24 protein-coding genes are annotated in these 26,323 nt (G+C 66.2%); 11 read left to right on the top strand and 13 right to left on the bottom strand.

Features of this window, described 5'->3' with window-relative positions:
* Positions 1-55 precede the first annotated feature (55 nt).
* Together MHA02_RS03385 and MHA02_RS03380 are read right to left on the bottom strand one after the other, a co-directional pair.
* Positions 56-499: a hypothetical protein gene (locus MHA02_RS03385; RefSeq protein WP_147076549.1), complete on the bottom strand. Its 444-nt coding sequence runs from the start codon at positions 497-499 to the stop codon at positions 56-58.
* Positions 500-785: 286 nt separating this feature from the next.
* The gene (locus MHA02_RS03380) at positions 786-1,475 is read right to left on the bottom strand and encodes a L,D-transpeptidase (RefSeq protein ID WP_238180329.1); all 690 of its coding nucleotides are present in this window, start codon (positions 1,473-1,475) and stop codon (positions 786-788) included.
* Between the two features lie 195 nt (positions 1,476-1,670).
* On the opposite strand from MHA02_RS03380, the gene MHA02_RS03375 reads away from it, so the two are divergent.
* Positions 1,671-2,600 (top strand): histone deacetylase family protein, encoded by a 930-nt coding sequence (locus MHA02_RS03375; protein ID WP_147076548.1) that lies wholly within the window; start codon positions 1,671-1,673, stop codon positions 2,598-2,600.
* Between the two features lie 23 nt (positions 2,601-2,623).
* Here MHA02_RS03375 and MHA02_RS03370 read toward each other — a convergent pair whose 3' ends face one another.
* The 5 genes from MHA02_RS03370 to MHA02_RS03350 all read right to left on the bottom strand — a co-directional run bounded on the left by MHA02_RS03370 (position 2,624) and on the right by MHA02_RS03350 (position 8,291).
* Entirely contained in the window at positions 2,624-3,241 is a 618-nt protein-coding gene (locus tag MHA02_RS03370) for an HAD-IA family hydrolase (RefSeq protein ID WP_147076593.1), read from the bottom strand.
* A gap of 369 nt (positions 3,242-3,610) precedes the next feature.
* Positions 3,611-4,690: a 3,4-dihydroxy-2-butanone-4-phosphate synthase gene (gene ribB / locus MHA02_RS03365; protein WP_147076547.1), complete on the bottom strand. Its 1,080-nt coding sequence runs from the start codon at positions 4,688-4,690 to the stop codon at positions 3,611-3,613.
* Between the two features lie 20 nt (positions 4,691-4,710).
* The gene (gene aroC, locus MHA02_RS03360; protein WP_147076546.1) at positions 4,711-5,817 is read right to left on the bottom strand and encodes a chorismate synthase; all 1,107 of its coding nucleotides are present in this window, start codon (positions 5,815-5,817) and stop codon (positions 4,711-4,713) included.
* A 65-nt stretch (positions 5,818-5,882) separates the two neighbouring features.
* Positions 5,883-6,851, bottom strand: a complete 969-nt coding sequence (locus MHA02_RS03355) for a lysozyme inhibitor LprI family protein (protein WP_147076545.1) — start codon at positions 6,849-6,851, stop codon at positions 5,883-5,885.
* Between the two features lie 303 nt (positions 6,852-7,154).
* The gene (locus MHA02_RS03350) at positions 7,155-8,291 is read right to left on the bottom strand and encodes an anhydro-N-acetylmuramic acid kinase (RefSeq protein WP_147076544.1); all 1,137 of its coding nucleotides are present in this window, start codon (positions 8,289-8,291) and stop codon (positions 7,155-7,157) included.
* Between the two features lie 133 nt (positions 8,292-8,424).
* On the opposite strand from MHA02_RS03350, the gene tyrS reads away from it, so the two are divergent.
* Complete coding sequence (tyrS, locus tag MHA02_RS03345; RefSeq protein WP_147076543.1) at positions 8,425-9,699, top strand: tyrosine--tRNA ligase; 1,275 nt, start codon at positions 8,425-8,427, stop codon at positions 9,697-9,699.
* An 88-nt stretch (positions 9,700-9,787) separates the two neighbouring features.
* Here tyrS and MHA02_RS03340 read toward each other — a convergent pair whose 3' ends face one another.
* The gene (locus tag MHA02_RS03340) at positions 9,788-13,267 is read right to left on the bottom strand and encodes an AsmA-like C-terminal region-containing protein (protein ID WP_147076542.1); all 3,480 of its coding nucleotides are present in this window, start codon (positions 13,265-13,267) and stop codon (positions 9,788-9,790) included.
* A gap of 142 nt (positions 13,268-13,409) precedes the next feature.
* Here MHA02_RS03340 and MHA02_RS03335 point away from each other — a divergent pair, with 142 nt between their 5' ends.
* Together MHA02_RS03335 and MHA02_RS03330 are read left to right on the top strand one after the other, a co-directional pair.
* Positions 13,410-13,877 carry a peroxiredoxin gene (locus tag MHA02_RS03335; RefSeq protein WP_147076592.1) on the top strand — a complete coding sequence of 156 codons (468 nt, stop codon included), beginning with the start codon at positions 13,410-13,412 and terminating at the stop codon, positions 13,875-13,877.
* 183 nt (positions 13,878-14,060) lie between these two features.
* Positions 14,061-15,287 carry a M23 family metallopeptidase gene (locus tag MHA02_RS03330; RefSeq protein WP_238180330.1) on the top strand — a complete coding sequence of 409 codons (1,227 nt, stop codon included), beginning with the start codon at positions 14,061-14,063 and terminating at the stop codon, positions 15,285-15,287.
* 34 nt (positions 15,288-15,321) lie between these two features.
* Here the strand turns inward: MHA02_RS03330 and prfB are convergent.
* Positions 15,322-16,450 (bottom strand): peptide chain release factor 2 gene (gene prfB / locus MHA02_RS03325; RefSeq protein ID WP_147076540.1). Its coding sequence is split into 2 segments (ribosomal slippage): positions 15,322-16,380 and positions 16,382-16,450, totalling 1,128 coding nucleotides; the frame shifts between segments, so codons are not numbered across the junction.
* A 453-nt stretch (positions 16,451-16,903) separates the two neighbouring features.
* Between prfB and MHA02_RS21980 the strand changes: the two genes are divergently transcribed.
* Together MHA02_RS21980 and MHA02_RS03320 are read left to right on the top strand one after the other, a co-directional pair.
* Entirely contained in the window at positions 16,904-17,107 is a 204-nt protein-coding gene (locus MHA02_RS21980; RefSeq protein WP_170248996.1) for a hypothetical protein, read from the top strand.
* Between the two features lie 141 nt (positions 17,108-17,248).
* Positions 17,249-18,148 (top strand): sensor histidine kinase, encoded by a 900-nt coding sequence (locus tag MHA02_RS03320; protein WP_147076539.1) that lies wholly within the window; start codon positions 17,249-17,251, stop codon positions 18,146-18,148.
* Here MHA02_RS03320 and MHA02_RS03315 read toward each other — a convergent pair.
* Together MHA02_RS03315 and MHA02_RS03310 are read right to left on the bottom strand one after the other, a co-directional pair.
* Positions 18,049-19,746: a lysine--tRNA ligase gene (locus MHA02_RS03315; RefSeq protein ID WP_147076538.1), complete on the bottom strand. Its 1,698-nt coding sequence runs from the start codon at positions 19,744-19,746 to the stop codon at positions 18,049-18,051. The genes MHA02_RS03320 and MHA02_RS03315 overlap by 100 nt on opposite strands.
* A 151-nt stretch (positions 19,747-19,897) precedes the next feature.
* On the bottom strand, positions 19,898-20,830 hold the full coding sequence (locus MHA02_RS03310; protein ID WP_373318370.1) for a transporter substrate-binding domain-containing protein: 933 nt from the start codon (positions 20,828-20,830) through the stop codon (positions 19,898-19,900).
* Positions 20,831-20,872: 42 nt separating this feature from the next.
* On the opposite strand from MHA02_RS03310, the gene MHA02_RS03305 reads away from it, so the two are divergent.
* The 3 genes from MHA02_RS03305 (at position 20,873) to MHA02_RS21975 (ending at position 23,037) form a co-directional block, all read left to right on the top strand.
* Complete coding sequence (locus MHA02_RS03305) at positions 20,873-21,700, top strand: hypothetical protein (RefSeq protein WP_147076536.1); 828 nt, start codon at positions 20,873-20,875, stop codon at positions 21,698-21,700.
* 172 nt (positions 21,701-21,872) lie between these two features.
* Entirely contained in the window at positions 21,873-22,607 is a 735-nt protein-coding gene (locus MHA02_RS03300; protein WP_147076535.1) for a hypothetical protein, read from the top strand.
* A 256-nt stretch (positions 22,608-22,863) separates the two neighbouring features.
* Positions 22,864-23,037, top strand: coding sequence for a hypothetical protein (locus tag MHA02_RS21975; protein ID WP_170248979.1), 174 nt, complete (start codon positions 22,864-22,866; stop codon positions 23,035-23,037).
* On the opposite strand, the gene MHA02_RS03295 is transcribed toward MHA02_RS21975, so the two are convergent.
* Positions 23,010-23,267 carry a helix-turn-helix domain-containing protein gene (locus tag MHA02_RS03295; RefSeq protein ID WP_147076534.1) on the bottom strand — a complete coding sequence of 86 codons (258 nt, stop codon included), beginning with the start codon at positions 23,265-23,267 and terminating at the stop codon, positions 23,010-23,012. The two genes, MHA02_RS21975 and MHA02_RS03295, sit on opposite strands and share 28 nt — an antisense overlap.
* A 113-nt stretch (positions 23,268-23,380) precedes the next feature.
* Here MHA02_RS03295 and MHA02_RS03290 point away from each other — a divergent pair, with 113 nt between their 5' ends.
* Positions 23,381-24,349 (top strand): IS1595 family transposase, encoded by a 969-nt coding sequence (locus tag MHA02_RS03290; protein WP_147076533.1) that lies wholly within the window; start codon positions 23,381-23,383, stop codon positions 24,347-24,349.
* A gap of 1 nt (position 24,350) precedes the next feature.
* Positions 24,351-24,785, top strand: coding sequence for a hypothetical protein (locus tag MHA02_RS03285; protein ID WP_147076532.1), 435 nt, complete (start codon positions 24,351-24,353; stop codon positions 24,783-24,785).
* On the opposite strand, the gene MHA02_RS03280 is transcribed toward MHA02_RS03285, so the two are convergent.
* Positions 24,694-26,319 carry an anti-phage dCTP deaminase gene (locus tag MHA02_RS03280; protein WP_238180336.1) on the bottom strand — a complete coding sequence of 542 codons (1,626 nt, stop codon included), beginning with the start codon at positions 26,317-26,319 and terminating at the stop codon, positions 24,694-24,696. The genes MHA02_RS03285 and MHA02_RS03280 overlap by 92 nt on opposite strands.
* Positions 26,320-26,323 lie beyond the last annotated feature (4 nt).

Below are 26,323 nucleotides of genomic sequence, written 5' to 3'. Positions count from 1 at the left end.
TGCCGGGCGACCGGCGAAAGTGAATACGATCCTACCTGCAGGGATGTGCCTCGGTTCAGGCGGCGAGCGCGAAATGCTGGCGGCGCATGGCCACGGGCTGGCGCGTCCAGCGGTTGGCTTCCAGGGCGAAGGCCACGAGGGCTTCGTCGCTCCATTGGGCTTCGCGCACGACGTCCATCGCGATCCGCGAACCGGTCGGGGTCGGTCCCGAGCGCCCCGCGATCGAGGCGGCGAGCCACCCTGCGGCATCCCGATTGACGGCACCCGTCGAGCGCTCGCCCCAGACCGCGAAATCGACCACCAGGGCGATGAGCAGGTCGGCGAAGCTCGCGTCCTTGTCGGTCACGGCCCGATCGAGAGCGAGCAGCAGGTCGGCTTCGTCGCGATGCGTCAGGCCATCGGCAAGGTAGGTCTCGCTGAGGCTCCGCACGTCGTCCCGCGTGATGCGACCGGCCTCGGCAATACGGTTGCAGAAGAGTTGAAGTGAAACGTTGCTCATGTCCTGCTTCCTTCCGGCTTGTGTTGCGCCGGTCCCGTGTTTCTGTATGTCGTGACTGTACGATCCGGGATTGCTCTCAGAGGTTAACGGCCAAATCTGAACGGAATTTCAGGTTAAAGCGCCATCACGATTGGTGCTTTCGAAATGGTATCGGCAATCCGCCGCTTTTTGCCGATTTGCGCAGGAAGGCGCGAGCGCACGACGGTGCACGCCAAAACAATTCGGGGCGGCACCCTGTGCCGCCCCGTCGCTCCGCGTCTCATGTCCGGTGGGTCGATGCGCGAGCCTAGAGCACCACGACCTTCGTCCCGATCGGAACGCGGGTATAGAGGTCCATCGCATCCTCATTGAGCATCCGGATGCAGCCGGACGAGACCGATTGGCCGATCTTCTCGGGTTCGTTGGTGCCGTGGATGCGGAACAGCGTGTCCTTGCCGTTCTGAGCGAGGAACAGCGAGCGCGCGCCGATCGGGTTGAGCGGGCCGCCTTCGAGCCGTGTGGGCAGCTCGGGCTTGCGCGCGAGCATCTCCTTCGGCGGGTTCCAGTCCGGCCATTCCATCTTGCGGTCGACATTGGCCGTGCCGGACCAGGAGGCGCCTTCCTTGCCGACGGAGACCGGGTAGCGCATCGCCTGACCGCCCGGCATGACGAAGTACAGGCGCTTTTCCGCCGTCGACACGATGATCGTCCCGGGCTTCTCCTTCGTCGGATAATCGATGACGGTACGCCGGAGCTCGGGATCGTTGATCTGGGCGGACGGCGCGAGCTTCAGCCATTCACGGTCGCGCTCGGGACCCGGCGGAAAGAACGGCGGGGGAGGCGGGATTTCCATGGGCTTCACGCCTCCGGGGCCGACGGTGCCGGGAGGTGTCAGGGCAGCGAGCTGAACCGGTGGCAACGCAGCCCGTTCCGACATGCAGCCGGCGAGCGACGCGCCGAGCGGGGCGAGGGCGAGGAGTGCGAGATGGGAACGCATGACGTGGTTGCCCCGATAGGCGAAGGTCCCCGCCGGATCGCACGATGGGGTTTGCGCTATATTGCTGAGCTTCGTGGCCAGGACTGTGGCAAGCTGGTCTTGCCAAGCGGAACCGTTGCGCATTTGCTGCGCTTGTTGCCAAGATGAGACAGCGAGAGCTGCCCGCGGAAACGGCTCCGCGCCGGGAGGATGATCGTGACCACGCTGTACGTGAGCCATCCCTGCTCCCTCGACCACGTCATGCCGGAGGGGCACCCGGAGCGCCCTGCCCGCATCCGGGCGGTCGAACGTGCCTTGGAGCGCGAGAGCTTCTCCGCGCTCGTCCGCTGCCTCGCCCCGCGCGCCGAACTCGCGACGGCGGAGTTGGCGCACCCGGCCGAGTACGTCGAGATGATCGCCAGGGCCTCGCCGGATGAGGGCTTCGTCCAGATCGATTCGGACACGCTGATGTCGCCCGGCACCTTGAAGGCGGTGCTGCATGCCGTCGGCGGGGCGACGCACGCGGTCGACGCGGTGATGGCCGGAGAATGCGCCAACGCCTTCGTGGCGATGCGGCCGCCGGGCCATCACGCCGAGCGCGCCACGCCGATGGGCTTCTGCCTGTTCAACACCGCGGCGATCGCCGCGCGCCACGCCCGCAAGGCCCACGGCGCCACCCGCGTCGCGATCGTCGACTGGGACGTCCACCACGGCAACGGCACCCAGGACATCTTCTGGGACGACAGGGACGTGATGTACGCCTCGACCCACCAGATGCCGCTGTTTCCCGGCACCGGCGCGAAGGGGGAGCGGGGCGATCACGACACCATCGTCAACGTGCCGCTCAAGGCCGGAGACGACGGCGCTGTGTTTCGTGAGGCGTTCGAGGCCGGGATCGTGTCCCGGCTCGACGCCTTCGCCCCCGACCTCATCGTGATCTCGGCCGGGTTCGACGCGCATCACCTGGACCCGCTGGCGAACCTGCGGCTCGACGAATCCGATTTCGGGTGGGCGACGCGCCGGCTGATGGAAATCGCGCACAAGCACGGCGGAGGCCGCGTCGTCTCGGTGCTGGAGGGCGGCTACGACCTCGAAGGTTTGAGCCGCTCAGTCGCGGCCCATGTCGATGCACTGATGGGGCGGTAAGGATCCAGGCGCGTACCCGTCCGCTACGCGACCGACATCAAGGTAAGTCTGCCATCCGGCTCGAACAGAACGGCCAAGTTCTCGTAGTTCGCCCGCGCCGGGTGCCGCGATTCGACGACCTTCGTATGCGTGGCAGTGATGACGACGACAGCCGCGTCGGCGGCCTCCGCTGCCGCGATGCCGGCCGGCGCATCCTCGAACACGAGACACGCGTCGGCGGAAACTCCAAGTGTGTCCGCGGCGAGCCGGAAGCAGTCGGGCGCGGGCTTGCCGTGCGCGACATCCTCGGCGGCGATCATCAGCGGCGGCAGGGGCAGGCCGGCGGCTGCGAGCCTGCATTCCGCGAGCTTCCGGGGGGCCGAGGTCACGATCGCCCAGCACTCGGGCGGCAACGATGCGAGGAATCGGGCGGCTCCCGCGATGGGATCGACATCGGCGACGTCCACCATCTCGGCCTGCATGATCGCATCGGCTTCCGCTTGCGGATCGACGCCGGGCAGGCCGAGCCGGGCGATGGTCTCCACGGTGCGCACCCCGTGGATCGTCGGCAGGAAGGCCGCGACATCGAGGCCGTGACGCGCCGCCCAGCGCGACCAGACCCGCTCGGCAGAGGCGATCGAGGTCAGCACCGTGCCATCCATGTCGAAGAGGAACGCGGCGAAGCTCCGGCCCGGAAAGAGTAGACCTTCGGTCACTGTAAGCCTTCGGTGGTTCGAGATTGGCGACGCGGATCTCACCCCCGCCGAGGGGCTTGCGGGTGCACAAGTCGGCTTCGCACACGACAAGGGCTTTCAGCCAAAGCGCGTTTCCCTCCCCCTTGCGAGGAGGGGTCAGGGGGTGGGGGTGGTTCAGGACCGAGCGTCCCGGTCCCGTCTGCAGCACCCCCACCTCCTACCTCCTCTCCGCAAGGGGGAGGAGAGCGCCATGGAGCGGGCAATGCATCGTCGCCGTCGGCGATGTGTAAATCCGCAAGCTCGCGGCCGAGGGAGGGCTTGCGCTCGAAGGGGCCTTTACCCCTCCAGCGGCTCATCCCCTAAAAGCTCGATCCCAAAACCCGACAGCCCGACATAGGCGCGCGACGAGGTCGCGAGGTTGCGGATCGAGCTGACGCCGAGGTCGCGCAGGATCTGGGCGCCGAGGCCGACCTCGCGCCACTGCCGCACGCGTTGCGCCTCGGCGCCCTCCTCCGCATAGCGCGAGAGCGGGACGCCGGCGGTGCCGTCGCGCAGGTAGACGAGGATCCCCCTGCCCTCCTTCGCGAAGCGACGCATCACGCAGTCGATCTGCCGGCCGCCCTCGATCACGTCGGCAACCACGTTCGAGCGGTGCAGGCGTACCAGCACGTCGCGCCCGTCGCCGATCTCGCCGTGCACAAAGGCGAATTGCTGGATCGTCTCGAAGGGCGTGACGTAGGCGTAGCCCGTCATCGGGCCGTGCTCGGTCTTCACCGGGAAGCTGCCGACGCGCTCGACTAGCCGGTCGCGGGCCTGGCGGTAGGCGATCATGTCGGCGACGGAGACGCGCTTGAGGCCGTGCGTCTCGGCGAAGGCGTCGATCTGCGGCCCCTTCATCACGGTGCCGTCGTCGTTGGCGAGCTCGCAGATCACGCCGACGGGCGGCAGTTCGGCGAGCTTGCAGAGGTCGACGGCGGCTTCCGTATGGCCCGAGCGCATCAGCACGCCGCCGTCGCGGGCGATCAGCGGGAAGACATGGCCGGGGCGCACGAAATCCGTCGCGCCCATGTTGCCGTTGGCCAGCGCCCGCACCGTGTTGCAGCGCTGCTCGGCCGAGATGCCCGTGGTCAGCCCATGCTTCACGTCGACCGTCACCGTGAAAGCCGTGCCCAGCGGCGCGTCGTTCGAGGCGACCATTGGGGCGAGGTTCAGCCGGCGCGCCTCGTCGAGCGTCACCGGCGCGCAGACGATGCCGCACGTGTTGCGGATGATGAACGCCATCTTTTCCGGTGTGCAGAGCGAGGCGGCGACGACGAGGTCGCCCTCATTCTCGCGATCGTCGTCGTCGGTCACGACGACGATCTCGCCACGGGCGAAGGCCTCGACGGCCTCGGAGACGCGGGAATGCTGGGTCACTGTCCGTTCCGAATTCTTGTTCAGGCGCCGCGGGCCGGTTCGCCGACCTGCCCGCGATGGCGCAGATAGTGATCGGCGAGCACGCACGCCATCATGGCCTCAGCCACAGGGACGGCGCGGATGCCCACGCAGGGATCGTGGCGGCCCTTGGTGACGATCTCGACGTCGCGATTGTCTCGGGTGACGGTGCGGCGCGGCGTCAGGATCGAGGAGGTCGGCTTCACCGCGAAGCGCACCACCACCGGCTGCCCGGTGGAAATGCCGCCGAGGACGCCGCCGGCATGGTTGGCGAGGAAGGCGGGGCCATCGTTGCCGGAGCGCATCTCGTCGGCGTTGTCCTCGCCGCGGAGCGCAGCCGAGGCGAAGCCGTCGCCGATCTCGACACCCTTGACCGCGTTGATCGACATCATCGCCGCCGCGAGATCAGCATCGAGCTTGCCGTAGACCGGCGCGCCGAGGCCGACGGGCACGCCCTCGGCCACCACCTCGATCACCGCACCGATCGACGAGCCGGTTTTTCGGATCTCGTCGAGGAATTTTTCGTAGGTCGCGGCTGCGGCGGCATCCGGACAGAAGAAGGGATTGCGGCCGACCTCGTCCCAATCCCAGTTCGCGCGGTCGATGGCGTGCGGCCCCATCTGCACCAGCGCGGCGCGGATGCTGACGCCCGGCAGCACCTTGCGCGCAATGGCGCCTGCCGCGACCCGCGCCGCCGTCTCGCGGGCCGAGGAACGCCCACCGCCGCGATAGTCGCGAAACCCGTACTTGACGTCGTAAGCGTAGTCGGCGTGACCCGGGCGGTAGCTGTCTCGGATCTCGGAATAGTCCTTCGAGCGCTGGTCGGTGTTCTCGATCACCAGCGCGATCGGCGTCCCGGTGGTGAGCTGGCGTCCTCCGGTGCGGTCGTCGGCGAAGACGCCGGACAGGATCCTGACCTCGTCGGGCTCGCGGCGCTGCGTGGTGAAGCGTGACTGGCCGGGCTTCCTCCGGTCGAGCTCTGCCTGGATCTCCTCCACCTCCAGCGCGAGGCCGGGCGGGCAGCCGTCGACCACGCAGCCGAGGGCGACCCCGTGGCTCTCGCCGAAGGTGGTGACGCGGAACAGGTGGCCGAACGTGTTGTGGGACATCGTGAGGCCCGCTCTAGCGCGGGAGGCCGGGAGGCACAAACGCCCAGGCGCATGACGGCCATCGCTCAACGCGGCGGCAGCGGCACCTTCGACAGCGTGTTCAGCACGTCCATCGGCAGGTCGCAGTCATAGGTGCCCTTGGCGTAGGAGGCGATGGCATAGTGGGCGAAATAGACCGAGGCGGCCTTCTCCTTGATGGACCAGTTGCCGAGGTCCTTCACCACCTCCGCCACCTGCTTGGGCAGATCGGTCTGGTCGTCGTCGCCGGCGCCGCGCTCGATCTTCTCGGCCTTGATCTGCTTGAGGCAGCGTCTCTCGATCTCGGTGGCGGCCTTGGCGTCGAACAGGTCGGCGAAGGTGAGGATGCGGCCCCTACGCAAGTCGATGTGGATGCCCCGGCCGCCGGTACTGCCATGGGCGCCGCCGCTGTAATCGTAGCTCGCGGCCCAGACCGAGAGGAAGACGGGCGAGGCATAGGCGATCGTCCAGCTCTCCTCGCGGCTCCAGTCGCGGTCCTCCGGCTCCTCCTTCCTGAAGTCGGTCTTGGCGGCGGTTTCGTCGGTGCGGGCGTTCAGGAGCCGCTCGCCGGGAGAGGCCGGCTCGGCAAACTTGTAGAGTTGAAGGGCCACGTCGACCTTGGCGCGACTGCCGGCCTGACGGACGAAGAACGGCTGCGGCCGGCGTTCCAGGCCGGGGCCGGATTCCGGCTGGGCGGTGAGGATGCCGATGCGGGCGCGGTTCGCGTCCGCGATGCAGGATGCAGGAGTCTTGTTCCGCAGGCAGTCCGTGTTGCGCTGCTTGAGCCAGGCGCGCTGGTCGTCGAGCGCCGCCTGATTCTGCGGGCCGGCGAGGGCCGGGCGCAGGGTCTCGAAGGCGGCCTCCATGGCGTCGTCCGAGGCCTTGGCGGCGTGGTCGGCGCAGATCGCCGTCTCGATGGGGAGGCGGGCCTTGGCGCAGTCGAAGGCCGCGGCCGGCACGATGCCGGTCAGCAGGATTCCGATGGCGACGGCGCCCGTGCGAAGCTGCTGCTCCATTCCATCGTCTCCGGCTCGACCTTCGGCCAAGCCTAGCCGCCGCCGCGACCCGGTGCGAGATCGTCCGGAGCCAATGTGACGGACCTCCAGGTTCTGTCCTCAGGCGATGCCACAACTGGCACCTGCCACGCTCCTCATGCTGGGTGCCGCGGAGCGGCCTCGAAGCACGGTATCGGTTCCTCCAAGATCACGAGCCGCTGGTCGGCCTGCAGGAGCGTCGGCCGTGCTTCGAGGCCCGCTGGCGCGGGCGCCTCAGCATGAGGATCGTTGGGGGATGGCAGAACTGGTGCGGCGCAAGACCGCTCACCGCGGCCGCGACAGCACGCCCCCCGAAATCGGCCGGCTCACCCCGGTCGTACTTGGGAACGTGATCGGCAGGTCCTTCAGCGTGCGCATGGCGAGGTAGGCGAAGGCCTGCGCCTCAAGGAAGGCGGAGGACCAGCCGATGGCGTCGGCCATCAGGATCTCGGCGTCGAGCAGGGTGGTGAGCAGCCGCATCAGCTCGCCGTTCTTGGCGCCCCCGCCTGCGATCACCCAACGCGTCGGCCGCTCCGGGGCGTGGTCGAGGGCGAGCAGCACGGCCCGCGCCGTGAAGGCCGTGAGCGTGGCGGCGCCGTCCTCGGTGGAGAGCTGCCCGGCGAGCTTGTGGGAGAACCAGTTGCGGTCGAGGGACTTCGGCGGGGTCTTGGCGAAGAACGGGTGCTGCAGCAGCCAGGCGAGCAGCTGGTCGTCGGGCTTGCCGCGGGCGGCGGTGCGGCCGCCGTCGTCGAGGTTCTTGTTCTCGCGCTCCTGCATCCACTCGTCGATCAGCGCGTTGCCGGGGCCCGTGTCGAAGGCGACGACGCCGCCGCGTGAGTCGATCAGCGTCGCGTTGGCGACGCCGCCGATGTTGAGGATGCCGAAGGCGCCCTCGAAGCCCGCGGCTTCGGCGAGCGCCTTGTGAAAGATCGGCACCAGCGGCGCCCCCTGCCCGCCCGCGTCGATGTCGGCCCGGCGGAGGTCCGACACGACGGGAATGCCGACGCGGTCGGCCAGCGCCTGGCCGTCGCCGATCTGGATGCTGATGCGCGCCTGGGGCCGGTGGATCACGGTCTGGCCGTGGAAGCCGATCACTTCGATGTCGGCCGCGCTCAGGCCGTTGTCGGCGAGGAAGCGCTCGACCGCTTCCGCATGCGCCCGGGTGACGAAGACCTCGGCCTCCGGCAGGTGTCCGGGCCGGTCGCTCGGCAGGATCACGCTCTCGGCGTCGCGGGTCGCCCGGCGTAGCAGCGTGCGCTCCTCCTCCTCGTAGCCGCGGTAGCCGGTCGGCCCCAGCGGATCGAGGAAGTTGTTGCGGCCCTTGGTGATCTGCACCCGCTCGCCGTCGGTCTCGATCAGGGCGACGTCGACCCCGTCGAGAGAGGTGCCGCTCATCAGGCCGATCGCGCGCTTCATCGTCATGCCCCGACGCCCCGTCGTCTTTCCCAGGTGGCCCTGCTAAGAGCCGCCCGACCGTTCCTCGCGTTTCGGGGAGCTACCATGCCGGCCGCGGCCCTGTCGCGCCACCAACGCCCACCATCGAGACCGATCCGACATGACCGCCGCCGAGCCCTTCGCGCCGAAATCCGATTTCCTGCGGGTGCTGACCGAGCGCGGCTACATCCATCAGACCTCCGATCTCGAAGGCATCGACACGGCGGCGCTGGAGGGCCGGCTGACCACCTATGTCGGCTACGACTGCACGGCGGCCTCGCTCCATATCGGCCACCTGCTCTCGATCATGATGCTGCATTGGCTGCAGGCTACGAAAGCCGGCAAGCCGATCGCCCTGATGGGCGGCGGCACCACCCGGGTCGGCGACCCCTCGGGCCGCGACGAGACCCGAAAGATCCTGACGCTCGAGCAGATCGAGTCGAACAAGCTCGGCATCGGCAAGACCTTCGCCAAGTTCCTGACCTTCGGTGAGGGCACGACCGAGGCGCTGATGGTCGACAACGCCGAGTGGCTGACGAAGCTCAACTACATCGAGATGCTGCGCGATATCGGCCGCCACTTCTCGGTGAACCGGATGCTGTCGATGGACAGCGTGCGGATGCGGCTGGAGCGCGATCAGGAGCTCTCGTTCCTGGAGTTCAACTACATGATCCTCCAGTCCTACGACTTCGTCGAGCTGAACCGGCGCTACGGCTGCGTCGCCCAGATGGGCGGCTCGGACCAGTGGGGCAACATCGTCATGGGGCTCGATCTCGGCCGGCGCATGGGCACGCCCCAGCTCTATGGCCTGACCTGTCCCCTGCTCACCACGGCGTCCGGCGCCAAGATGGGCAAGACCGCCGCCGGCGCCGTCTGGCTCGATGCGGGCATGCTGAGCCCTTACGATTACTGGCAGTTCTGGCGGAACACCGAGGACGCCGATGTCGGCCGCTTCCTCAAGCTGTTCACCCTGCTTCCCATGGACGAGATCGCCCGGCTCGAAGCGCTCGGTGGCGCCGAGATCAACGAGGCCAAGAAGACGCTCGCCACGGAGGCGACGGCCCTCATGCATGGTCGCGAGGCGGCCGAGGCCGCCGCCGAAACCGCGCGCAAGACTTTCGTCGAGGGCACCGTCGCGGCGGATCTGCCCACCGTCATGGTCTCGGCCGACCTGCTCGATGCCGGCATCGGCGTGCTCACCGCCTTCGGACCCGAATACGCGCGGCTGCTACCCTCCACCAGCGAGGCGCGGCGGCAGGTGAAGAGCGGCGGCCTGCGCGTCAACGACGTCCAGGTCAGCGATGAGCGCTCCGTGCTGCGCAGCGGCGACATGAAGGACGGGGTGATCAAGCTGTCCTTCGGCAAGAAGAAGCACGTGCTGCTGCGCAAGGGGTGATGCGATTCCGGCATCGGCGTTGCGAGCCGTAGGCGAAGCAACCCAGGGCCGCGCTCGCAACGACGGAAATGATTCGGCACCGTTCGCGTCAGCGCTCCGGCTGACCGTTGGCGGAAGCCTCGCCGCCACCGCCACCTGCTCCGAAGAGCTGGCGCAGGAAGCCCGGCGCGACGGCCGAGAGGGGGTTCACGCTGACCGTCGGCTTGGCGATCGGACCCGACACGGCGAAGTTCACGCCGAACAGGCCCTCGTTGCGGTCTCCGCCGAGCAGTGGGCCGACCACGGGAATCTGCGCCACCACGTTGTTCAGGGCGTAGAGCGGCACGAAGGTGCCGTCGATCTGGGTGCGCTCCTTGGCGGTGTCGAGCCAGCCGCCCATGGTGAAGCCCATCGCCGCGTTCGAGATCGCCGCGTCGCGGAAGCTCACTCGGGCGCCGCTGCGCGAAAAATTCGCGCGCATGCGGTCGAAGCCGACGTCGTTGGCGGCGGCCACGCGGCGGCCGCGCGCATCGACGGCATCGCCCGCCGCCGGCCCGGAGGCCATGATCCGCGACAGGGCCGGCTCGTCGCGCAGGACGAAGTTCGTAATTTTCACGACGCCCGCCTGCGGCCCGTCGTTCAGGAACAGGTCGAGGTCGAGCTTGCCGCCATACATCCGCTTGTAGACGTCGAAGAAGCGCAGCGTCGCGCCGGAATCGTCGGAATCGAGGGCGAGCAGCGGCTGGCCGCGCTCCGGCCGGATCGTCGCGGTCAGGGGGGCGTTGCCGAAACGGCCCTTGATCTGCGCGCTGCGAACGTCGCCGTCGCGCATCGTCAACTTGAGGTTCGCGCCCGTCAGCGCCTCGCCGTTGAAGCCGGTGAGGATGTTGAGGGCGATGTCGGCCTCGACGTCCTTGCCGTCCTTGTCCTTGCCCTTCTTCGAGTCCGAGCTCGTCAGCGCCTTGAGGAAGGGGCGGGCATCGGCCACCGCGCCCTTCACCGAGACCTTGTAGAGGCCGCCGGTGCGGTCGACCGAGACGCGCATGTCGTCGCCCGGCGAGAGCTTGAGGCTGGTGATGTCGGCCCGGTCGAAGCCGCCCTCCGCGGTGATCGCGGCGCTGCCGCGCGCCAGCACCGGCGCGGCGTCGAGGGCGATTTCGCGCAGCTCCGAGCCGCCCGAGGCGGTCTCGACCAGGGTGAAGGCGAGCTTTCCCGGCTTTCCCGAGGCCTTCGACCAGCCGGGCAGCACGCCGTCGATGCCGGCCTTCGCGAGATCGGCCTCGATCCGGATCGGCGGCTTGCCGGGGCCGGGGCGGCCGATCGGCACCGTGATCCGCGCGGGAATCGACCCGGTCAGCTGCGGCGCCACGGGCAATCCCTTCTTGGCGCGAAAGCTCTCGTCGAGGACGAGGGTCACCAGCGCCTCGCCGGGTGCGCCGGGCTTCGGCTGCTTCAGGTCGATCGTGACGGGCGCGCCGAGCACCCGGCCATCGCCCTTCATGACGAAGCCACTGCGGTCGTAGTTCAGGGCGAAGTGTCCGGCCTCGAAGCGCTCTTTGCCGAAGGCCCTGTCGACGAAGAGGTCGGACAGGGCTCCGCTGAGCGTGATCGGGATCTCCGCAAGGTCCGGCACGTGCTTGAGGTTCAATGGAAAATCGATGCGCAGGTCCGCGTGGCCCTTCACCGTGGCCGGGTCGATCTCGGTGCCCGTGAGACCCTTGAACATCTTGGTCTGGAGCAGGGCCGCGACCGCGTCGGCACCCCCGCCGAGGCGTAGGCCGATCTGGGCGATGATCTTGCCCGGCTGGGGATCGCGGATCTGGAACGACCCGTCGCTGATACCGAGGGCTCGGTTGTCGGCCATGCGGATGTCGGCGGTGGCGCCTACGATCGTCGTGGTGCGGCCGGTAATGGTGCCGGTGACCTTGCCGTGGCTCAGCGGAGGCGCATCCTTCGATACGGTCAGACCCGCCTGCGACACGGCGAAGGCGATGTGCAGCGCCTGGTCGGGCATCGGGTCGCCCTTCGTCGCCGCCGCGACCTCGGCCCCGCTCATGTCGATGACGATGTCGGTGGTGTCGACCTTGCCGCCGCGCAGGTAGTCGACGAGGTAGTTGCGGACGCCCGGCGCGATGTGCTCCGGCCAGAGCCGCAGGGCGAGCCGTCCCTCCGTGTCGGCGGCCGTGATGCGCAGGGTCACGCCGTCATCGTCGGCGCTGGTGCCGATGGTGCCGGCGACGCGGCCGTTGAGCCCCTCGCCCTTCAGTGTGAAGCTGTCGATGCTGATGCCGCCGGCCCGGCCGGTGAGCTGGCCATCGATCTCGGCGATCTTCACGGGAGGATCGGCCGCAGTGGCGCCACGCATCACCGCGTCGCGGCCGCCGAAGCGGAAGGTCCAGTCGCTGCCCGAGCCCGTCGGGCTCTGGGCGAAGGCGCCCTCCAGGCGTGCGCTGTTTCCGGCCCCGTCATAGACCAGGGAATCGAGCTTGAGGGCGCGGCGTGCCTCGTCCCAGCTCACCGCAGCGTTCAGCGTCTCGATGGTGACCGGGTTGAAGTCCTTCTCCTCGATGAGGAGGTTGCCGGCGCTGGAGCGGATCCCGGCCTTCATGGTCTCGATCCGCCCCCGATCGATCGCGACGTCGGCGGAGGCCGAGAGCTTCAGGTCGGTCTCGACGGGCAGCTTCGAGAGGCCGCCGAGCAACAGCATGTCTGTGACCGGCAGGTCGTCGAGGGTGATGGTGCCGGTGCGCTTGCCGCCGCCCTCTTCATGCAGGTCACCGCCGAAGCGCCATTCGCCGTGCGGGCCGTCGATGCGCAGCTCGAAGATGCGGGCGTCGCGCACGGCGTCGCGCCGGAACAGGCCGTTGACGCGCTCGAACACCGCGCGCTCGCGGGCCGCGTCGTCGATGAGGGTCAGGCGGCCGTTGGTGATGCGAGCCCTGTCGAGGGCGCCGACGACGCCGGCCGAGTCGAGCACGACGCCGAAGATCGATGCGACGGCGGCCGAGAGCGGCGAGACGGTGCCGCGGGCGCCGTCGACGCTCGGCAGGGTATGGGGCTTGGCCGCGCCCTCCTGGGAGGGCGAGGAGGCGGCGAAGGCGATCGAGCCGTCGCCGTGGACGAGCGCCGTCATGCTGAGGTCGCGGAATTCGATGGAGCGCGGCTGCACCGAGAGGCGCAGCAGGCCCCAGGTGTCGATGCTGACGACTGCGAGCGGCGCCCGCACGACCAGCGCGCCCTCCGGGTTGAACACGTCGAGCCCGGCGACGCGCAAGGCCAGTGAGTTCTCGGAATCGAGCTCCAGCGCGCTGTCCCTGAGATCGACCCGCCAGCCGGGTCCGATGCTGCCGGCGAGGCCGGCGGCGACCCGCTCGGACATGCCGTCGATCCGCAACGGCCCCTGCGACAGGCGGTACACGGCGAGGCCGCCACCGAGCCCGAGCACGAGGACCAGTGCGAACGCGGTCCAGAAACAGGAACGGCGGACACGGCCGCGCACCCTGCGCGGCGGCTTCGACGGCTTACGCCGCGGCGCAGCCTCGCCGGTCACCGCCTCCTTGAGGAGCGAGTGGGCCGTTTCCTGGTCCATTCATCCTTCGCCGCTGGATCGGCCCACACGCCCGGGCTAATCGGGTGGCGGGCCTGGGTCTGTCGCGTCTGTCGGCGTGGCGCGCCACAACTGTGAGGCGCGGTTCCGAGGCACACCATCAATCAGCCGAAAGGAAGGCATGATGCCTCTCGAACAGGGTCAAACCGCCCCGGATTTCAGCTTAGCCGGCGCAGGAGGCGAGACGATCGCGCTCGATGGGCTCAAAGGCGGCAAGGTGGTACTGTATTTCTATCCGAAAGACGACACCAGCGGCTGCACTCTGGAGGCGCAGGGCTTCAACGCCCTCGCCGACGCCTTCGCGGCGGCGGGTGCCACGGTGGTCGGCGTCTCCCCCGATTCGGTGAAGAGCCACGACAAGTTCCGCGCGAAGTATGGGCTGACCTTCCCCCTCGCCTCGGACGAGGCCAAGGCGATGCTCGAAGCCTACGGCGTCTGGGTCGAGAAGAGCATGTACGGGCGCAAGTACATGGGCGTCGAGCGCACCACGATGCTGATCGACGGTGAGGGGAGGATCGCCCGGATCTGGCCGAAGGTGAAGGTGCCGGGCCATGCCGAGGAGGTGCTGGAGGCGGCCCGCGCGCTCGGCTGATGCGACGGGCGGGGCGGGCGCTTTTTCGCTTCGTTAACCTTGACGCTGTGTGGTGGGCGCACTCGGCTCTTCGGTTCGGCCTGAATGCGACCCATCCCACCATCGAACGTCCTGGCCGCCGACGCCGCGCCGCGCCGCCGCCGCGGGGATGACCGTCCGGTTCCCCCACGCCGGAGCAGGCTCGTGCCGGTGCTGGCCATGGCGCTCGCCGCGAGCACGCTCTGGTCGGGCGCGACCAGCTATTACATCGTGTTTCACGACGAGATGCTCGGCCGTTTCTTCGGCCAAGTACGGGCGGTGCAACTGGCCTACGAGGCGCAGGTCGGCGCGCTGCAGACCCAGGTCGAGCGCTCCGACAGCGAGAGGGTGCGGAACCGCGAGGGCTTCGAGGGCCGGCTCACAGCGCTCACCGAGCGGCAGGCGCTGATCGAGAAGCGCCAGGGACTGCTCGCCGGTCTCGGCGCCGGCGATCCCGAGACGACCGGCTCGATCCCGGCCGCCCCGCCGCGCGCTCAGCCGATCCCCGCGCAACCGCAAAAGCCCTTCCCGACACCCGGCGAACCCGCCGACTCCTTCGACCTGCGTATGCGCGGAGGCGATCGCGCCGAGGCGCCGGAGCGCCGGCTCGATCGTCACATCGCCGGTCTCGCAACCCGGCTCGACCGTTTGGCCGAGCGGCAGTCGCAGGTGCTCGGCGGCATCGCCGCGACGGCCGTGCGCAAAGCCGACCGCTTCCGTGGCGTGATCCTCCAGGCCGGCGTCGATCCGGCCCGCTTCTACAAGTTCGAGCGCGGCATCGGCGGCCCCCTGGTTCCGCTGAGCGGCGATACCTTCGATCTCGCGCTGGCCGAGGCGCAGCGTGCGGCCGCCGATGCGGAGCGTCTGAACCGAACCGTGGCCGCCCTGCCCTTCCGCAGGCCGCTCGCCGAAGACGCCGTCACCACCAGCGAGTTCGGCGCCCGTTTCGATCCGTTCACCCGCGGGCTCGCCATGCATACCGGGCTCGACATGCGGGCCGACCACGGCACCGCCGCCCGGGCGACGGCGGCCGGTCGGGTCACGGCGGCGGAATACGGCGGCGGCTACGGCAACATGGTCGAGATCGACCACGGCCAGGGCTTCGTCACGCGCTACGCGCATCTGGCGAGCTACACGGTCGCGCCGGGGCAGCGGGTCGAGGCCGGCGCCGTCGTCGGCCGCGTCGGTTCGACGGGGCGCTCCACCGGCAACCACCTGCACTACGAGGTCCGGATCGATGGGCAGCCCGTCGACCCGGAGCGGTTCCTGAGGGCCGGCGCCAGCCTCAGCGGAGAGGTTGCGGACACCTCGCCGGGCGTAGACGGCCTGGGAACGGGATCCTGGCTCGCGTGGTCGAAGGCTCAGCTGCAGAAGCTGGCCCTGCCGAGATAGGCCTTCGCCCGGTCTCGGCAGGGGCCGAGACCGATCAGTCGATGTCCTCGACGTTCTCCGTCGCCCCGTAGAGCCGCTGGGCCAGCGACGCCTCGATGAACGGGTCGATGGCGCCGTCGAGCACCTCGTCCGGGTCGGTCGACTGGGTGCCGGTGCGCAGGTCCTTCACGAGCTGATAGGGCTGCAGCACATAGGAACGGATCTGGTGCCCCCAGCCGATGTCGGTCTTGGAGGCCGCCTCCGCGTTCGCCTTCTCTTCCCGCTTCTTCAGCTCGGCTTCGTACATGCGGGCGCGCAGCATGTTCCAGGCGGTCGCCCGGTTCTTGTGCTGCGAGCGCTCCTGCTGGCACGCCACCACGATCCCGGTGGGGTTGTGGGTGATGCGCACCGCCGAGTCGGTGGTGTTGACGTGCTGGCCGCCCGCGCCCGACGACCGGTAAGTGTCGATGCGGCAATCGGATTCCTTGATCTCGATCTCGATCCGGTCGTCGATCACCGGATAGACCCAGACGCTGGCGAAGCTGGTGTGCCGGCGCGCGTTGGAATCATAGGGCGAGATGCGCACCAGCCGGTGCACGCCCGACTCCGTCTTGAGCCGGCCATAGGCGTTGTGGCCCTTGATCAGGAGCGTGGCGCCCTTGATCCCGGCCTCTTCGCCGTCGGTCATCTCGACGATGTCGACCTTGAACTTCTTGCGCTCGGCCCAGCGCCCGTACATGCGCTGCAGCATGTTGGCCCAGTCCTGGCTCTCGGTGCCCCCTGCTCCGGCATGGACCTCGAGATAGGTGTCGAAGGCGTCGGCCTCGCCCGAAAGCAGGGTCTCGACCTGCCGGCCGGCCGCCTCCTTCTCCACTGCCTTGATGGTGGCCTCGCCCTCGCGGATCGAGGCCTCGTCGCCCTCCGACTCGCCGAGCTCGATCAGCATCGCTCCGTCGTCGAGATCCTGCTCGAGCTTACGGATGGCGTTGACGGCCTCGTCGAGCTGCTGGCGCTCGCGCATGACTTTTTGCGCGGCTTCGGCGTCGTTCCACAGCTCTGGATCCTCCGAAGCGGCGTTCAGTTCCGCGAGGCGTTTGTCGACGGTGTCCCAGTCAAAGATGCCTCCTCAGCAGTCCTATAGACTGCTTGGCGGCATCCGAGGCCTGCTCGATCTCGGCGCGCATCTGGTGTGAAACTCGGGTGTGAGGTGTGGGCTCGGGTGTTAGCCGCGACCCCGGCCGCTGTAAACCGCGCCGTCCTCCCCGCACGCGCTCCGCGACGCAGGCGTCGATCGGGGAAGGTGTCGAGGCCTTCGTCGGCGAGCCGACGCCGGTGCGTCTCGAATCCGGCCACCCTGGCGCAGCGGGAGTCTGGTGAGAGACATGACGGCCGCCCGGCGTTCGGATCGACGAACGATTGGGACGGTTGTCCCGCCTGTCCCAGGGCGTCCCATGGACCGGCCCGACCACGAAACGTCGCGCTTCCGTACGCGCGTGACGACCCTTGACAGTGCGACGATACTATGCTTTTATTCCCTTCGACTGGGGAGTTGTGCCTGACGTGCGTTGCCGACCACCGGTACTCGTCGCAGCCGCCCTCTCTGGACCCGTTCCGCCTGGGCCACGTGCCCTGGTTCGATGCTTTCCCCCCGCCGCTGGCCGGGCCCGCTCCTGCGCGGACGGATCGTCTCGGCCCGGAACCTCGTGGCCTGTGCCGGCGGCATCCGCATGGCGCAGGTCTCGACCGGACCCCGCACCGGTCGGCTCGAATGCAGATCGCCTCCGCGTGGCCACGAGAGAATTCCCGAGATCGGCGCGCTTCATCGGCGGCTCGAATTCTAACGAAAACATTTTTCCGCGCGGCGATTGTTGCATACGCGCATTGATGTATTGATCATCGAACGTTCATTCGGTGTTCCTTGCCGTCGCGTGTCCTGCTCTCCGGAGCCTTCGATCCGATACGGCTTACGCTTGAAATCCGTCATGACCGATCGACTCGACAAGGTCGTGTTCGCGCGTGCTCCCTCGAACGCCGGAGGGAACGCCGACGGCGTTCTCGTCGATCTGGCGTCGACGCGGGGCGATCCGCGGGCCGCCGGCCTCGAGCGGGATCTTGCGGCGCTTCGGACGCGGCTTCAGGTCTCCGAACAGGCGCACGCCGTCCTCCTCGCCCGCTACACGCAGCAGCGCCTGATGGTGAACGAGTTGGCGCATCGCCTGAAGAACTCGCTCGCCCTGGTTCAGGCGATGGTCCGCCAGGTGCTGCGCGAGCCCGTCTGTGCGGAGGAGGCCCGCGAGAGCCTGACGGCACGCATCGTGGCTCTCGGACAGACCCAGGGTTTGCTGATCGAGGAACGCCATGCCGGTGCCGGCGTCGCCAGGATCGTCGAGACCGCCTTGACCCCGCATCTCGGCGGCGAGCCCGATCGCGTCCACCTGGCCGGACCGGCGGTCCGCCTCGGGCCGGGTCAGGCGCTCGCGCTTTCCATGGCGCTGCACGAACTCGCCACCAACGCGGTGAAGTATGGTGCCCTCTCGGTCGAACGCGGGCGCGTCGAGGTGGCGTGGCGGACCTATCGCGACCAGGGCCGGCGCCGGTTCGCCCTGCGCTGGAGCGAGCATGACGGGCCGAACGTCGCCCCTCCGACCCGCCGCGGCTTCGGCTCGCGGTTGATCGAGCGGTCGCTGGCCGATGCCTTCGGCGGCGAGGTCGAATGGCGGCCGGAGCCCGGTGGCATGGTCTGCCGGATAAACGCGCTGGTGCAGCCGATGGGCCGCGGACCTCAGGCCGCCTTGCGGGCTTCGAGGAAGGCCGCATGTTCGGCGGCGAGGTCGCCGTCGAGCGCCTTGCCGATCAATGCCCGCGTCTCCGGCACGCCATAGAGCGCGATGAACGAGCCGAAGCGCGGCCCCTGCGCCTCGCCGAACAGCACGGTGTAGATCGAGGCGAACCAGGTCTTCGCGACGCCGGGGCGCCCGTCCGGGCTCTTGGCCTTGCCGGACAGGTCGGGGAAATGCCGGCGACCGACCTCGTAGACCACCGCCTGTAGCGCCTCCGGATCGGCGGAGCCATCGTGGCCGTCGAGCGTATCCGAGAGATCGCGCAAGGCCGCGGCTTCCTCGGCGGTCGGCGCCCGGTATTGCTTCTGCGGCCGCACGAAGTCCCGATAATAGGCGAGCGCGCGGTCGACGAGCGCCGCGAGCCGGGGATGCGTCTGCGGGCCGACATCGGGCGCGTAGCGGCGGATGAAGCCCCAGAGCACGTCGGGCGTCTCGGCGTTGGCCACCGCCACGAGATTGAGCAGCATGGCGAAGCTGATCGTCGTGCCGGAGGCGTCGATCGCCTCCGGTTCCGGCGGCGCGCCGGCATGCAGGTGCCAGACCGGGTTGCCGAGGCGGAGCTTCGCGTCCTGCTTGGGATAGCGCCCGAGAAAGTTGTCGTACTCGTCGACGTTGCGCGGGATCACGTCGAAGAACAGGCGCTTGGCCTCGCGCGGCTTGGTGTACATAAACAGCGAGAGCGAATCCGGGGTGCCGTAGGCGAGCCATTCGTCGATGGTCAGGCCGTTGCCCTTCGACTTCGAGATCTTCTGGCCGTTTTCGTCGAGGAACAGCTCGTAGTTGAAGCCTTCCGGCGGCTCGGCGCCGAGCGCCTGGGCGATCCGCCCCGACAGCTTGACGGAATCGATCAGGTCCTTGCCGGCCATCTCGTAGTCGATGCCCAAAGCCACCCAGCGCATCGCCCAATCGGGCTTCCATTGCAGCTTGGCGTGGCCGCCGGTGACGGGCGTCTCGTAGCCCTCGCCGGTGGCGGGATCGCGCCAGACGATGGTGCCGGAGGCCGGCCGCACTTCGTCGATCGACACCTGCATGACGTGACCCGTCACCGGATGGATCGGCAGGAACGGCGAATAGGAGGCCGAGCGCTCGGCCCTGAGCGACGGCAGCATGATCGCCATCAGCGCGTCGTAGCGGTCGAGGACCAGACGCAGCGTGTCGTCGAAGATGCCGGCCTTGTAGCATTCGGTCGCCGAGCGGAACTCGTAGTCGAAGCCGAAGGCGTCGAGGAAGCGGCGCAGCTCGGCGTTGTTGTGCGCGCCGAAGCTGTCATGCGTGCCGAACGGGTCGGGCACCTGGGTCAGCGGAAGGTTCAGGGCGCCGGCCAGCAGGTTCTGGTTCGGCACGTTGGTCGGCACCTTCCGCAGGCCGTCCATGTCGTCCGAAAACGCGATCAGCCGCGTCGGCACGCTGTCGTTGGTCAGCACCCGGAAGGCGTGGCGCACCATCGAAGTCCGGGCGACTTCTCCGAACGTGCCGATATGCGGCAGGCCCGAGGGGCCGTAGCCGGTCTCGAACAGCACTTCGTGCTTCGGTCGGCGCTCCAGCCGCGCCACGAGCTTGCGCGCCTCCTCGAAGGGCCATGCGGCGGCCGTGGCGGCGGCGTCGAGGATGTCGGGATCGAGGGCGAGCGGGGCGGTCATGATCGGGAGCTTGGGCAAGGAAGGAGCTTGGGCAAGGAAGGGGCTTGGGCGAGGACGGGGCTTGGGCAAGGAAAACGGGAGCGCGCGGACGCATCGGTCGGCGGAGGGGCCGCACCCTATGGACCGGCTCCGGGCCGGTCAACGCGGGCGTTCAGAACGGGCTGACCGGGAAGAACCGCAGGTAGAGCTCGGCATACTTCCCGTCGTCCCAGACGCGTTGGAGCGCATCGTCGAGGGCGCGGGAAAGCGCGGCGTCCTCGGTACGGGTGACGAGTCCGATGCCTTCGCCGAAATAGCGGCTCTCCAGGTAATCGCCTCCGACGAATGCGCAGCAGCGCTCGGAATCCTGGCCGCCGATCCACAGGGCGAGGTTGAGGCCGTCGGCGAAGAGGTAATCGACCTCGCCCCGCTTCAGCGCGCCTTCGGCCGCCGAAAGATCGGGGAAGGGTGTCAGCGTCGCCGCGGGAAAGAACACCTTCACGTAAGCCGCGTGCGCGCTCCCCTCGATCGCGCCGACGCTCTTGCCGGTCAGCGCCTGGGCCGAGGGGGCCGGCAGCCCTTTGTCGCCGCGGGCGACGAAGCGCGCCGGCCAGCGGAAATACGGACGAGTCGACAGAAAGCGGGCACGCAACCCCGCCGTCAGCGGGATCGCGGCGGCGACCACGTCGCCCTGCTTCTCGTCGAGGGCGTCGAGCAGCGTATCGAAGCGGCGCGCCTGGACCGAGCAGGTGATCGCGAGCCGGTCGCAGACCGCGCGCGCCAGTTCCACCGAGAAGCCAGTCGGATTGCCGTCGGGACCGGCGAAATGCAGCGGCGGAAACTCGTCGTCGGTGAGGAAGCGGATGGCGCGCCCGAGCTGCGGTGCCTCGACCCGCTCGCCGCGGGCGCGCGGATTCCAGAAATTCGGGATCGCGACGCCGGGGACCGGTGCCGGAGCGGACACCTGCGACTGCGCTCGCTCGGCCACACCCGCGAGGAGGAGTGCGGAGGCCAGGGCGAGACCCACAGCAAGCCGTCTCCCGGGCCTTGACCCAGGGGCAACATTTCGTCGGCAGTGATCGTGTGAAGACGAGGTCTGGCTCACCCTCGCTTCCTAGCATGTCTGCGAGTTCCTGCGAGTGGCCGCTTGGCGAACCCAGCCGTTGGCGGACCCGCGAGCCGGGCGACCCTGCCGCCCGAGATCGGCTTCCTGCTGGGCGAGGGCGTCCCCCATGCCACCCTCGCCCAGGCGGCTGCCCTCGCCCGCATCTGCGGAACCGACGCCGCGACGGTCCTCGTCAACCGCGGTCTGATGGACGAGGAGCTGTTCTACCGCGCCCTCGCCCGCGCCCTCGGCACCGTATTTCTCGATCACGTCCCACTCGGCGAGAACGCGCGCTACCCGCAGATCCTCGAGGTGGGGGCGGCACCCCTCGCGGACGGGTCGGTGCGATCCGTCGTCGCGGCACCGCGCGGCGCGGCCATCGCGCGCCTGCTGGCGGGATATGCACGGATGGCGAGCCCGCCGGCCATCACCTCGCCGCGCCGGTTGCGGCTGGCGGCCTTCGCGTGCTTCGCGGATGCGATCGCCGACGGCGCCGCCAACGACTTGCCGCGGCATTATCCGGAATGGTCCTGCACGCCCGGGCCGGCCTGGCCGAGCCTGTGCCTGTTCGGGCTCGTCGTCCTGCTGTTCCTCGCGGCCGGATGGTTGCCCCAGGCGATCGGGCTCGCGCTGCTCGCAGTCGGGCAAGGCGCCGTCCTGGCCATGCTGACGCTGCGCCTTTCCGCCGTGATGGTCCCGGCACGCACCGAGCCGGAAAGCGGCGGCCGCCGGGTCCCCGAGCGCGCGCTGCCGACCTACACGATCCTGGTCGCCCTCTACCGCGAGGCGGTGATCCTGCCGCGGCTGATCCACACCCTGGGGCGGCTCGACTACCCGGTATTATGCAGCAAGCTCACCCAAAAGCGTTGAGGTGAGTGGTGAAGCGATGCCAAGTGACCTTATTAGGTTCGAACCTTCGGATGCCCGTATCTCCTAACCTCCTGTCTTCATCCCTGTCGCTATTGCGGGGTAAAGGGATATCGGCGATAAGACCGGGGTTGGAGTCGTGCGCGTGTCCGAATCATCCTCTTGGAACTTTAGCTTGACGCGCGAAGAGATCCTTCGTCGAAGGGTCGAACGCGACGAGATCGCAGCTGAGATTGGTCGGCTTCAAAGTAAGCTTGAGCAGGAAGACCGCTGGTTTGAGGCGATCTCGCTCATTTTGCCTGCACAGTTCAAAGCCACTCTGTTTTCTATAATGCCGGCCTCAGACGGAGGAGAAGCCACTCGCTCCGTTTGGCGTCGCGCGATTGAGCCTGTGATAAGCGCCGCTACCCGAGGATTGCTTCCAAAGGAGATTGCTCAAGGCATACGAGATGGCGACAACGAAGAGGTAAAAGAGCGTTTAGCTCGCAACCCTAACGGTCTTTACGCTGCTTTAGAGCGTATGGAGGATGATGGGCAAGTCGTCAGGCACGCGGACAAAGTCTATTCGGCTGCACTCTATGACGCCTTAAGTCAATCTGGCGATCTCGATGATGATGCCGACGAAAGTGGCTTGACTGGCGTCGGACTATTCATTGCCAAATTCATATTAGAGAATGGTCCGATTAGGCCCAAGACCCTAATGGAAGCTTTGCGCAACAACGATGAGTTCGTTGAACGAGTTACCAAGAACCCGCAATACGGCTACAGCGCCTTATCACGCTTAGTTAGGCAGGGTCGCCTTGTAAAGGATGGGGCTCTTTACGCAGTACCATCCCAAAAGAATGGGCCGTCCGGCGTCTCACCGCCGAACGGCCCAGATGCCGGCTCGTCCAAAGGTTTCTTTGAGTGAGCTACCTGTTCCACCCCGCGTCCTGACCGGCGCTAACCGGAGGAGAACATCATGGTCGGCTGCCATGGGCTCAGAAGAGCCTGATGGCCTGAGGTCGGTGCGCTAACACCGACCTCAGGCCGAACCCTGCAACTCAATCACCGTCCGGTTTGGACAAGCGACCAAAAAGCGAGGCCCGCAGCCGTAAAATCGCATTTTTGGGCGTTTCGTTCAAGCCGGATCCTAGAACTCGCCTGTGTGGCGACGAGGACCAGCTATGATTCCCGAGTTTCCTTGCGACCATCTCACCGCCTGCCACATCCTCCACGCCGTTTTGGTACTTGAGTGGAGTCAGTCGAAGGCTTCGCATTACTTCTGCGTTAACGGCGGCACGGTCTCCAAGATCGTGCGCGGCCTCTCGCATCACGGCGCATCTCCGCTGCCGTTCTGAGTCTCCGTGCCGGGGTTGCCAACGAAGGTGATCCCGGCCGGATCTGTCATCAGCACGATACCAGCCTCCTCCAACGCCCGTCTCAGCGCCGACAGGTTGTTGGCGATGGGGTTACGGAGGCCGCTCTCAAACTGGCGTATTGTGCTTAGGCCCACGTTCGATCGCTTGGCCAGCTCTTGCTGCGGCCAACCGAGCCAACTACGGGCAGCGCGGCATTGCTCAGGCGTCATCACGCAAATTCGGTAACATGGACGTTTTTAACGGTCAAGGGCGATTAAAAGCGTTGACCTGATATCTTATTGACAATATAACTCACCTCAACGCAAAACGTTCAGGTGACGCTGTGGCCCAGCACTTCCTTCTCTCCCGCGCCGCTCGCTCCCTCTCCCTCGCCAAAGTCGCGCGGCTGTCGGACGACGGGGCCTGGACGACGTTCAAGCTGATCCGCTGGTGCGATACGAACGGCGAACCCTTCTGCCCGCGCTGCGGCTGCCTCAAGCACTCCTTCATCGCCACCCGCAAGCTCTTCAAGTGCGCCGGCTGCCGCCATCAATACAGCGTCACGTCGGGCACCATCTTCGCTAGCCGCAAGCTGCCGATCCGCGACCACCTTCTCGCCATCGCCATCTTCGCCAACGGTGCCAAGGGTCACTCTGCCCTCCAACTCTCCCGCGACCTCGATTGCCAGTACCGGACGGCGTTTGTGATGGCGCACAAGCTCCGCGAGGCCGTCGCCGCCGAGTCCGCCGAAGCCACCGTTTCCGGCACGGTCGAAGTGGACGGAGCGTACTTTGGCGGCCACGTCCGTCCTGAGAACCGCAAGGAGGATCGCCGCGACCGTCGCCTCGCCGAGAACCAAACCGGCAAGCGTCGGGTCGTGGTCGTTATCCGCGAGCGCAAGGGCAAGGCTCTCACCTTCGCCTTCCGCGCCGAGGCCGAGTCAATTGAGACAATTAAGGCTCGTGTCGCCCCCGGCAGCGTCGTTCACGCTGACGAGGCAGCCGGTTGGAATAAACTGCACGAGACGTTCCTGACCCACCGCATCAACCATCAGCAGGCCTACAGCGACGGCGAGGCCTGCACGAACCAAGCGGAGTCGTTCTTCTCCCGCCTTCGCCGTTCTGAGATGGGCATCCATCACCACGTCGCTGGCCCCTACCTCGCCGCCTATGCCGGTGAGATGGCTTGGCGTGAGAACTACCGTCGCGTCAGCAACGGTGAGCAGTATCTGATGATGACGGGAGCCAGCCTGCGCCACGCGCCGTCTCAGGTGTGGAAGGGCTACTGGCAGCGTCACCAGAAGGCCGCCTGAGATGGCGCTTCCCCAGGTCGTCACCACGCTCCGCGCCAAGCGGGATCAGGTTGAGGCACACATTGCGGAACTACGCCGGCAGCTCGACGCGGCCGAGCGCGACCTGTCGAGCCTCACTGCCGTTCTGTCGCTCTATGACTTGTCTCCGGGCACACAGACGCGTTTCCCGGCATACGCCCATCTCAACCGGCTGTTCGCCTACGGGGAGATGTTCAAGCTCTGCAAGCGAGCCCTAGAGGAAGCGGGGAAGCCCCTCACCACGCGAGAGATTGCGCTGGCCGTCATCCGCATGAAGGGGTGGGACGACAGGGACATGATGCTGCGCAAGGCCGTAGCATATCGGCTTATTCAGAACCTCTCACGGGCTTGTCAGCAGGGACGGATTTCCGACGCTGGCTGGCGCTCGAACGTCCGGTTGTGGAAACTGCGGGATTAGCTTGGGATAGCGGTTTAGGGTCAAGAATATCAGGGGGAAGGTTTTTCAGTCTCATATAAGTAGCAATTACGTCCGCAAATATTTTTGTCTCGTCTTGACTATAGTATGGCGTTGTAATACTTAGATTTGGGCGCGGAGGATTAAAGATCCATTCCTTGAAGGACCCGTCTGCATTTTTTCTGCTACCCCGCTCAAACAGTTCTCTGTATCTGCGGGGAGATATTCCAAAAAAATGTTCAAATTCCGCAGAAGGAAAATCTTTATATTTTCCTCTATCGCTACCTTCTACCAAGATAGAGTCACTATGTAATTTTGTTACAAGACTTTTTGGATATGGCTCTAAAAATATTACCTTTTTTATACCGGCGGCTACAATATGTTTAGCACACATGTGGCAAGGGAAGGTTGTGCAATACAATGAGCTGCCTTTCGTCGGATGCCCGAGTCGAGCTGCATCAGATATTGCGGACATTTCAGCATGAACAATTCGCCCATACTCCAGAGCATCCATAAATTGTGAGTCTTGTATTTTTTGGGACGAAAGTATGTCTTCTAATTTCTGGTCAAAGATATTTGCTATTTCTGAAAGTATTTCTTTTTTTCTCTTGTCATTGGAATCCTGTTTTCTAAGATACTCGCGGTCGTCAAAATCATCGTCACACCAATATGTGCCGCCCGTTCCTTTCGGCACCTCATTGGAACCGATAGATACGATTTCGCCTTCGCAAGAAAATATGGCAGCCCCAACCTGCCTTGACAAATCAAGCGTCCTGAGAGCAGCCGCCTTTGCTATAAACATGCCGTATTCGTTTTTGTTTGGAGATATAAAATTTGCTCCAAACAGTAGTTCACAAAAGCGTTTTGCTTGAGTGTATGTGGATGGCGTTTGGACGTCGTCACTAATAATTAAATCTCCGTCACTAAAAACTTTAGATACGCGCTGACCGTGATCAGTATTTTTCTCGTCTTCATCGATCTGTATAATGCTTTCTGCTTGGGCTTTAAATTCATTTATATTCGCGGATCCCTCGTCGCTGGCAAAAATCGTTGCGAGATTGTCAACTCGTGCTCCGCGTCGAGAGTAAAGCGACACCTGATAGAATAAGCGTCCATAAACGGATCTTAGTAGGCTAATTTCTTCTTTGCGCTTAAACTGATGTATGAGATATACGGTTTTTTCAAAAGGCGTGCATTTACCGATACTGATATTTTGCTGCCGAAGTTTTATAATTTTGCCTATAGCGATAGCGGCGAGAAAGGCATTGTCTCCAAACTCGGCTCTTAGCTTGTTTCCATATTTAATATATGAATTGTATCTTTTATATTGACTCGTTTTATCGAGGGCAATGTCAGGCGTTATAATATCTTTCAAACTATCAAATACATCTGTCGCCTTGATTTCTTCAACATTATACTTGAGTTCCTCAAAGCACTTTCGGAAGTCGGCGATGCACCCTTTTACGTCCGCGCCAATTGGGGCAACAAATCCGATGAACAGCTCGGGGGTCCGGATTAACGGAATTTTTGCAACCATCGAC

The organism is Methylobacterium haplocladii (genome assembly GCF_007992175.1).
Taxonomy (GTDB): Bacteria; Pseudomonadota; Alphaproteobacteria; order Rhizobiales; family Beijerinckiaceae; genus Methylobacterium; species Methylobacterium haplocladii.
This window is presented reverse-complemented; position numbering and strand designations above follow the sequence as displayed.